Here is an 8465-nt window from a genome sequence, read left to right as displayed (position 1 = left end):
GGAGGGCCGTCCTGCGATCGCCTCGTGGTGGCTCGGATCGATGAAGTCCGGCCCCGCCTTCGCGGGCTGGACGTCGTAGCCGGCGTCCTCGAGGGTCTGGACGACGGCGAGCGTCGCGACCGTCTTCCCGACGCCGGAGCTGACGCCACCGAGGACGAATCCCTTCATCGCGGCTCCCCCGTATGGGGCGCTGTCCGTACCCTTCGGTTCATTGTGGTTGCGTTAGCACAATCGGACTTGAATCCGTCGGTGCGATCGACGGGGGTGAGCTTGGGAGCGGTTCGTCGCACCCGTCCCGAGACCCGTACGGCCGTCGTGCCCGGGTAGGGTCGGAACGCGCTCGAGCGATCGGGTACTATAGTAACAACTGCAACGATTTACACACTGATCGCACAGCCGTCGTGCGATCAGGTGTGCATTGACTTGCAGTGGCTACTATACCTTCGGAAGGCGATTCGACACCGAAGCGAGACACGGGACGGCGACCTTCGCAAGACCAACGCCACCGGTATCGAGGACGTCTCGGACACCGTCTCGACGGTCCGTCGCGAGCAGGGTCGAGACGAGTGGCGGAACCGTCCGGCTACTCGGTTCGAGACCCGCCGTCGGCACGGCAACCACAGCGTTATGAGGATTCTTCTCCAGGGCTACGGTATGAGTGACGAAAGCCCAGCGACCGGTTCGACGCCGAACTGTCACCGACGCGGCTGCGACGAGCCCGCGGCGTTCGTCGTCCTCGAGCGCTACCAGGAGGAGACCGGGAAGGGCGCCGTCGAGGCCGAGGCAGCCCTCTGTCGGGACCACACCGACGAGGAGAGCCCGGCGAACCTCGACGGGGCCTACGACGACTACGTGTTCCGGGTCGAGCCGATCGCCGAGGAGTGAGCGAGGGGAGCCGACGAGCGACGCCACGGTCGCCACACTGAACACACTGAACGGCGTCTCGCGCTCGAGGGGGGGTCGGGAAATCCGGGCCGGGACGGATCAGTACGCATTTGAGCGGGCTCGCTCGTTGTGCTATCAGAGAGGGATGACGGGGGACGATACGGCCGGCAGGGAGGAAGCCGAGGGGATCGAGTACGGGATCGAGGACCGGCCGCCGTTGGGCGAGTCGACGGTGCTCGGGATCCAGCATTACCTAACGATGGTCGGCGCGAACATCGCGGTGCCGCTGATCCTGGCCAGTGCGATGGGGATGCCCGGCGACGTCACGGCGCAGTTCGTCGGCACGTTCTTCGTCGTCTCGGGGATCGCAACGCTGGCCCAGACCACCTTCGGGAACCGGTACCCGATCGTCCAGGGTGCACCCTTCTCGATGCTCGCGCCGGCGCTCGCGATCATCGCCGTCGTGACCGCGGGCGGGGTCCAGGGCCAACCCGACTGGCAGGCCGCACTGCTCCAGCTCCAGGGTGCGATCATCGTCGCCGCGGCGGTCCAGGTCGCGATGGGGTACTTCGGGCTGGTCGGCAAGCTCCGACGATACCTCTCGCCGGTCGTCATCGCGCCGACGATCGCCCTGATCGGACTGGCGCTGTTCGACGCCCCCCAGATCACCGGCACCGACCAGAGCTGGCTGCTGCTCGGGCTCACGCTGGGGCTGATTCTGCTGTTCTCGCAGTACCTCGAGCTCAAACACCGCGCGTTCCGACTCTACCCGGTCCTGCTGGCGATCGGTATCGCCTGGATCGTCGCGGCGGCGCTCTCGGTCGCGGGCGTCTTCGGCGGGAGCCATCCGGGCCACGTCCCGCTCGGTGACATCACCGACGTCGATCCCCTGTTGCCGATCCACCCGCTGCAGTGGGGCGTTCCCGAGTTCACGACCGCGTTCGTCGTCGGAATGTTCGCCGGCGTGCTCGCCTCGATCGTCGAGAGCATCGGCGACTACTACGCGGTGGCGAACCTGACCGGTTCGGCGGCACCCAGTGAACGACGGATCAACCACGGGATCGGCATGGAGGGACTGATGAACGTCTTCTCGGGCGTGATGGGGACGGGCGGGTCGACCTCCTACTCCGAGAACATCGGCGCGATCGGGCTGACCGGCGTCGCCTCGCGGTACGTGGTCCAGATCGGCGCCGCGGTCATGCTCGTCGCCGGCTTCGTCGGCTACTTCGGTCAGCTGATCGCGACCATCCCCGATCCGATCGTCGGTGGCCTCTTCGTCGCGATGTTCGCCCAGATCGTCGCCGTCGGGATCGCGAACCTGAAACACGTCGACCTCGAGTCCTCACGGAACGTCTTCGTCGTCGGCTTCGCGCTGTTCGTCGGCCTCGCCGTTCCGGAGTACATGGCGAACTTCGCGGATCCGATCGCCTTCCGGGAGGCAATCGAGCTGACGGCGACGATCGCACCGCTGGTCGAGGCCGAGCCGATCGCCGGCACCGCGGCCGCGGTCTGGATCGAAGCGACCGCTCAGGCGCTCGTCGACTCGGTGTTCATCATCGGCTCGACGGGGATGGCCGTCGGCGGGCTGGCCGCCCTCGTCCTCGACAACACGATCCCCGGCACCCGCGAGGAGCGCGGACTGGCCCAGTGGGAGCGACTCACCGAGGACGACGCGGAGTTCGACTCCTTCTGGGATCGCTGGCTCGGCTCGAGCCGGGACGGCGACTGAGACAGACTCCCCTCGGTCAGTTCCGAAGATCACGAGCTGTCCTGCGATTGCTCCGGAACATCGGGACAGCAGACCGTCCGAGCGAGCCGCGAACGCCAGCCGGGGATCTATTACCGAGCGGTCCCAGACGGAGGTATGGCAGAACTCTCACTCGACGACGGCTCGCTCTGGTACGACGCCCGCGGCGACGGCTCGCCGCTTGTGTTCGTCCACGGCGGCTGGCAGAACGGCCGCGCCTGGGGCCCGCAGGTCGACCGATTCGAATCGACACACCAGGCTATCACCCTCGACGTGCGCGGCCACGGCAACACCGGCGCGACCGATACCGACGAGTACTCGATCGATCTCTTTACCGACGACCTCGAGGAACTGCTCGACCACCTCGAACTCGAGGAGCCGGTGCTGTGTGGCCTCTCGCTGGGCTCGATGGTCGTCCAGAACTACCTCGATCGCCACCCCGACCGCGCAGCGGGGGCGATCCTCGGCGGGGCCGTCAGATCGATGCCGCCCGTCGAGTTACCGATGGGAACGAAATCGTTCCTGTCGCCGATGCCCGCCCTGTCGGCGTCGCTGGCGATGACCGGACCGCAGGCGACGTTTCGGTCGATGCTGACCTCGATCCAGGCGACGACGGGCCAGCGGTGGCTCTCGGTCGACCCGGAGGTCCGATCGATGGCGATCGACGCCGTCGGCGAGGTCGACACCGACGAGTACCGCAAGATCTTCGACGCGCTCTACCGGTTCGACCCGCCCGAACTGACCCACGTCGAGACGCCGACGCTGGTCGTCCACGGCGACCAGGAGGCCCCGCCCGTGAAGCGTCAAGGCCGCGCCATCGCCGGTGAGGTCGCCGACGGCGCGTGGCTCGAGGTCGCCGACTCCGGCCACCTCGTCAACCAGGACCGGCCGGGGGCGTTCAACGACGCCGCGGCCCAGTTCCTCGAGAAACGAGTGCGCGCCTGACGACGCCGACGACGGTCACGGATCGATGGACGTAGCGATGTCGTCAAGAGGGTGGGAATGCTACTCATAGCCGGTCACGGTCGGTCCCGGCCACTACCTATGAGTTCGAACACGATACCAACGGACGCCGCCGACATCGTACCGAGTCCCGAACGCTGGGCGACCATCTCACAACACGTCCTCAACAGCTACGCCGAGGCCAACAGCGCGATGCTGGCCGCGATGGGGCTTCGATCCGCGGGCGAGGCGACCAGGACCGATCCGACGGTTCCGGAGGTCACCTACGGGGACGCCGACTGGACGACCGAACGCTCGACGGACAGCCTCGAGGAGCTTTCCGTCGGCGACGCCGTCCGGTTTACTAAGTCGGTCGAGGACGCGGACGTCGCCGCCTTCGCCCAGGTCTCGGGCGACACGAATCGGCTCCACCTCGAGAACGACTTCGCCGAGGACACCCGCTTCGGCGGTTCGATCGTCCACGGGACGCTCGTCGCCGGCGCCATCAGCGCGGCCCTCGCGCGGTTCCCGGGGCTGACGGTGTATCTCTCCCAGGATCTCGAGTTCCAGGGGCCGGTCGAGATCGGCTCGACGATCACCGCCGACTGCGAGATCGTCGAGGAACTCGGCGGTGACCGGTACCGACTACGGACGACCGTCGACTCCGACGGCGAGCGCGTGGTCGACGGCGAGGCCGTCGTGTTGATCGAGGACGCGCCCGAGTGAGGCCACTCGGCGATCGAGAGCTGCTTACTCCTCGCCCTCGAAGACGCCGTACACCATCGCGGCCGACTCGGGATCCTCGATGTCCTCCTCGAGACCCACTTCGATCACGCGGACCCAGGTTCCCTCCGCGGGCGCGTTCCACACCTCGTCGATACAGTAGCAGTTGAGCACGAGCCCGTCGTCGAGGTCGTAGGGCTCTCCTTCCGGCTGATGGGCGTCGAACCCGACGTCCTCGTCGCTCCGGACGACCAGCGCCATCGTTCGGGTTTCCCCGGGCGCCAGCTCGAGGGCGTACAGCGTGATCTCGTCGGCGTCGATCGTTGGCAGCTCCTCGACCGGATCGGCGACGAGGTCGACGTCGTCCAGCTCCTGGGTGTCGTACTGCTCGGTGTCGCTGATGTCGGCCTCCGGGTTCGGCTCGTAGAGCTCGCTCGTGATCGGGAGGTTGTCGTCGGCGAACCCGACGCCCAGCGTTACCGCGCCATCGGAGGCTTCCGACTGCTCGGCGACCGTCTCCTGGAGGGCGGCGACATCCAGCTCCTCGAGCTGTGGATGAGAGTCGTCTCCCCCTAGGTCCGCACAGCCGGCCGCGCCGACGGCGAGCGCGCCCGCCGTCGTCTGAAGCAGTCGGCGCCGCTCGAGATCGAGGCTCCGTTCCATACCACCATCCGGCGGTTCGACGTATATAGGGGTTGAGATTCCCCACGTCACTCGCTGTTAACTCGTCGAGAGGACGAGTTCGGGCGCGTCGCCACTCTCACAGCCGGCACTACCGGGAGACGTCGTCGGGGGCGACGGCGACGAACGAGCCGTCGCCTCGGGCGGACTCGTAGGCCGCCTCGGTGACGGCCGTCACCCGCAAGCCGTCGAGCGCGGTCGCCGGCGGTTCGCTCCCCGTTCTGATCGCCTCGACGAACGCGTCGGCCTTCGTCCGTCGGTCCTCGGCTCGTAGCCAAGGCCGATACTCGCCGCTGTCCGCGTCGATCTCGACGTACTCGCTCGGCTCCCAGTCCCGACTGTCGAGGGCGACGGCGCCCTCCCGATCCCACATTCGGACGTGTTCGCGCATGCACGGCACCTCACCGGACATCGAGAACGACGCCGTCGCACCGTTCGTGAACCGGACCGTGACGGTCGCGCGGCCGTCCACACGTCGCTCGTCGTCGACGAAGCTCATGCTCGCCGAGACTGCCTCGGGGGTGAGCCCGGTGCTCCAGAGGACGCAGTCGAGCAGGTGGCTTCCGGTGTCGTAGAGGTAGCCGCCGCCGGAGAGATCCGGATCCTGTCGCCACGTGCCCTCGAAGCGATCGACCCAGTCCTGACCGACCTCGGCCGTGATCCAGCTCGGCTCGCGTCCCTCCGTCGTCCACAGCTCGCGAGCCCTGCGGAACGCCTCGTAGAGGTGACGCTGGTAGCCGACCATCAACACCGCCTCGCGCTCGCGGTCGAGTTCGACGAGTTCGCGCGCCCGCTCGAGGTCGGTCGTCAGCGGCTTGTCACAGAGCACGTGGAGGTCGCGGTCGATCGCCGCGAGCACCTGCTCGTAGTGGAGCGTGTGTGGCGTTCCGATCAGCACGGCGTCGAGGGGTTCGGCCTCGAGCATCGTCTCGTAGTCGACGTATCGGGCGTCGGCATCGACGCCCAGTTCGGCGCCGGCCGACTCGAGGGCGGTCTCGTCGACGTCGACGAGCGCGGCAACGTGAGCGTCGTCGTGCTCGCGGAACTGCCCGCCGACCGTCGTTCCGATATAGCCGCCGCCGACGACGCCGACTCGGATCGGCTCGGGCGGGTCGTGGGTGTCGATCGGCTCCTCGTCTCCGGTGTTGGTCATGATCCGTACTGGACGCGGGACGGTCAATACGTGTTATCGTTGCGGCAGTCCCGGGAGGACGAGAGCTGGTTCTTCAGGGCACTGGCTCGGGGCCGAATTCGGAGATAGTGACGAAATCGAGTCAAACTTTCCTTTTGACTGGCTACAACCAGATCCTGTACGAAACAGACGTGGGCCCGGACGGAAGTCTATTCGTCGAGAATGTTGGCGGTTTCCGAGAAGTATATTCTTTCGCGTGATAGCTATGCAGGTTTTGAGCAATTTGATTTTCAAATCATTGAGCTCTATGATAATAAATACCTTGTTCAATAGCAGTATTTGAGAGGCTCAATCAGGACTTTATTACACTCTTTAGAAGATGAATATGTGGGTCGTACCCACAGGAATCACCAATGAGCAGTGACCACCATCACTCTGGAAGTGCAGAATCGGAAAGTGATCGAGAGCGGTACACTTATGAGGAGGCCGCCGAACTCGGCGAGAGCGCATTCGAGGGCGGCGCTGTAGATCGGCGCACGTTTCTCTCGGTCGCCGCCGCGACCGGCGCGGCGCTCGCGCTACCGAACGCAGTTGCTGCGGAGGTCGAGCACCCTGCGCTGACCGACCGAGCCGCGTTTGTCGTCAACGCCACGCCGGACGACTACGAGGTGCCAGTCATCATCGAGTTCGATGCGGCAGCCGGTGTCCCGGAGGAGTTCGAGGCGGAGTACACCGACCCGGGCTGGGACGTCGACGATCAGACCGCCCCGCCGACCGCGGTGACGCGAAGCGAGCCGACGCCGGCGGCCCACGCCCGCCTCGACGCCGACGAACTCGGATCGGTACTCGATGAGTTCGATGACTACGTCGAAGCGGTCGCTTACTCCATGGGCGCCAATCCGTGGTGGCATCTGGAGGAGCCCTACGCCGACGGCGTCTTCCCGCCGGTCGAGGAGTCTCGCGACTGGCTCTCGTTCGAGGAATCCGTCCAAGGTATCAGGTACCTGGAAGAGGAGGTCGCTCCCGACCGGGTCAACTTCTACTCGATCGGAGAGTCTCCCGGCTGGAACAACCAGTTCACCGGCGAAAACCCCGACCCGAACGACGTCTACGTCACGGAGGTCACAAACGACGTCGACGACGAGGCGTCCTTCGCCGAGAAGGACAAGGTGGTGTACTCGCTCAACATCCACGGCGACGAGCGAGCCGGCACCGAGGCCGGCTGTCGGATCATCGAGGATATCGCCTACGGCGAGGCCCCCGACTTCGAGGGACTACTCGACGACGTCGTCCTCCTCTTCCTGTTCACGAACCCGGACGGGTGGGTCTCTCGGAAGCCGGAGACCGAGATTCCGTGGGTGGGGGACCACAACTGGAACTTCCAGCGTGGGAACGCGTCGGGCCTCGACACGAATCGACAGTATCCGACCATGGGTTGGACGGACCCGTCGTTCTGGCCCGCCGAACCCGAGGACACGCCCGACGTGCGTCCCGACGATCCCGACGGTCGGGGTTACCACGAGATGGTCCCCGACGCGCTGGCCATCGTCGAGCACTTCCGCGACTACGACAACGTGGAGTTCCTCTGTGACTACCACGGGATGTACACCGCGGACCACATGGTGTTCAATCTCGAGACGAACGCCCCGTTCACCCACGACAAGACCCACGACTTAGACGAGGTAAGCATCCAGATCGGCGAGGCGATGGCCGACGAGTGGGGCTCGGTCGACGCCGAACCGCTCGCGTCCGACATCACCGCCGCCGCGGCGGTCGAATACCCGTGGGCTGGGGACTACTCGCCGGAAGGGGACAGCTACGAGGGTCTGCTCGACTGGGGGACGATCTACGACTCGCTCTCCTACCAGGTCACGGGTGCGTTCCTGGGCTGGGCCGGCCAGCCCGAGGAGTTCGGCGGTCTCGGTGCGGTCACCGTCGCCCCCGAAGTCATCATCTCGAACAACCTCGGATCGGCGATCAAGGAGTGGAAGCCCTACTGGTCGCGTCACTACGAGACCGCCTACCGACTCTCGATGCGCGAATACGCCCGAATGACCGCTGTGGATACTGAGGCGACTGTGGCGACCGAGGGCCAGGACACTGCCTACGTCTCCACCGAGACGCTGACGCGCTCGTCTGCGGACCTCCCGCACACGCCGGACCCGGAAGGCGGTCCCCGCAAGGGTCACGCGGGCGGCCCACCGGCGCACGCGGGCGGTCCCTCGGGGTCGGGCGGAACACAAGTCAGTCAGCGCCACGAGACCGTCCAGCCCGGCCAAGGCGGGATCAACGTGCACGCCGGCGAGTCGGGACACTCGTTGTTCGTCCACTTCCAGGGACTCGAAAGCGCCACAC

7 protein-coding genes and 1 pseudogene are annotated in these 8465 nt (G+C 66.2%); 5 read left to right on the top strand and 3 right to left on the bottom strand.

The annotated features are described in order from the left end of the window. A pseudogene (locus ACNA7R_RS17805) lies at positions 1–168 on the bottom strand (cobyrinic acid a,c-diamide synthase); the annotation flags it as partial. Between the two features lie 486 nt (positions 169–654). Here ACNA7R_RS17805 and ACNA7R_RS17800 point away from each other — a divergent pair. The 4 genes from ACNA7R_RS17800 to ACNA7R_RS17785 all read left to right on the top strand — a co-directional run bounded on the left by ACNA7R_RS17800 (position 655) and on the right by ACNA7R_RS17785 (position 4300). Continuing rightward, positions 655–885: a hypothetical protein gene (locus ACNA7R_RS17800; RefSeq protein ID WP_416284869.1), complete on the top strand. Its 231-nt coding sequence runs from the start codon at positions 655–657 to the stop codon at positions 883–885. Between the two features lie 145 nt (positions 886–1030). Beyond that, positions 1031–2614: a uracil-xanthine permease family protein gene (locus tag ACNA7R_RS17795; RefSeq protein WP_416284868.1), complete on the top strand. Its 1584-nt coding sequence runs from the start codon at positions 1031–1033 to the stop codon at positions 2612–2614. A gap of 135 nt (positions 2615–2749) precedes the next feature. Continuing rightward, positions 2750–3577 carry an alpha/beta fold hydrolase gene (locus ACNA7R_RS17790; RefSeq protein ID WP_416284867.1) on the top strand — a complete coding sequence of 276 codons (828 nt, stop codon included), beginning with the start codon at positions 2750–2752 and terminating at the stop codon, positions 3575–3577. 99 nt (positions 3578–3676) lie between these two features. After that, positions 3677–4300: a MaoC family dehydratase gene (locus ACNA7R_RS17785; protein ID WP_416284866.1), complete on the top strand. Its 624-nt coding sequence runs from the start codon at positions 3677–3679 to the stop codon at positions 4298–4300. A gap of 24 nt (positions 4301–4324) precedes the next feature. On the opposite strand, the gene ACNA7R_RS17780 is transcribed toward ACNA7R_RS17785, so the two are convergent. Further along, complete coding sequence (locus tag ACNA7R_RS17780) at positions 4325–4960, bottom strand: hypothetical protein (protein ID WP_416284865.1); 636 nt, start codon at positions 4958–4960, stop codon at positions 4325–4327. Positions 4961–5069: 109 nt separating this feature from the next. Then, on the bottom strand, positions 5070–6131 hold the full coding sequence (locus ACNA7R_RS17775) for a Gfo/Idh/MocA family protein (protein ID WP_416284864.1): 1062 nt from the start codon (positions 6129–6131) through the stop codon (positions 5070–5072). A 392-nt stretch (positions 6132–6523) separates the two neighbouring features. On the opposite strand from ACNA7R_RS17775, the gene ACNA7R_RS17770 reads away from it, so the two are divergent. Further along, the coding region (locus ACNA7R_RS17770; protein WP_416284863.1) for a M14 family zinc carboxypeptidase at positions 6524–8465 on the top strand (1942 nt) is incomplete at its 3' end.

It is taken from the genome of Natronococcus sp. (assembly GCF_047921035.1).
In the GTDB taxonomy this organism is placed as follows: Archaea; Halobacteriota; Halobacteria; order Halobacteriales; family Natrialbaceae; genus Natronococcus.
The sequence above is the reverse complement of the archived record's forward strand: the minus strand, read 5'-3'. Positions and strand labels throughout refer to the sequence as shown.

Bases quoted from the DNA above. Each gene is read 5' to 3' on its own strand.
- ACNA7R_RS17800 (WP_416284869.1), top strand. From the start codon at position 655: ATGAGTGACGAAAGCCCAGCGACCGGTTCGACGCCGAACTGTCACCGA.
- ACNA7R_RS17790 (WP_416284867.1), top strand. From the start codon at position 2,750: ATGGCAGAACTCTCACTCGACGACGGCTCGCTCTGGTACGACGCCCGC.
- ACNA7R_RS17795 (WP_416284868.1), top strand. From the start codon at position 1,031: ATGACGGGGGACGATACGGCCGGCAGGGAGGAAGCCGAGGGGATCGAG.
- ACNA7R_RS17775 (WP_416284864.1), bottom strand. From the start codon at position 6,131: ATGACCAACACCGGAGACGAGGAGCCGATCGACACCCACGACCCGCCC.
- ACNA7R_RS17780 (WP_416284865.1), bottom strand. From the start codon at position 4,960: ATGGAACGGAGCCTCGATCTCGAGCGGCGCCGACTGCTTCAGACGACG.
- ACNA7R_RS17785 (WP_416284866.1), top strand. From the start codon at position 3,677: ATGAGTTCGAACACGATACCAACGGACGCCGCCGACATCGTACCGAGT.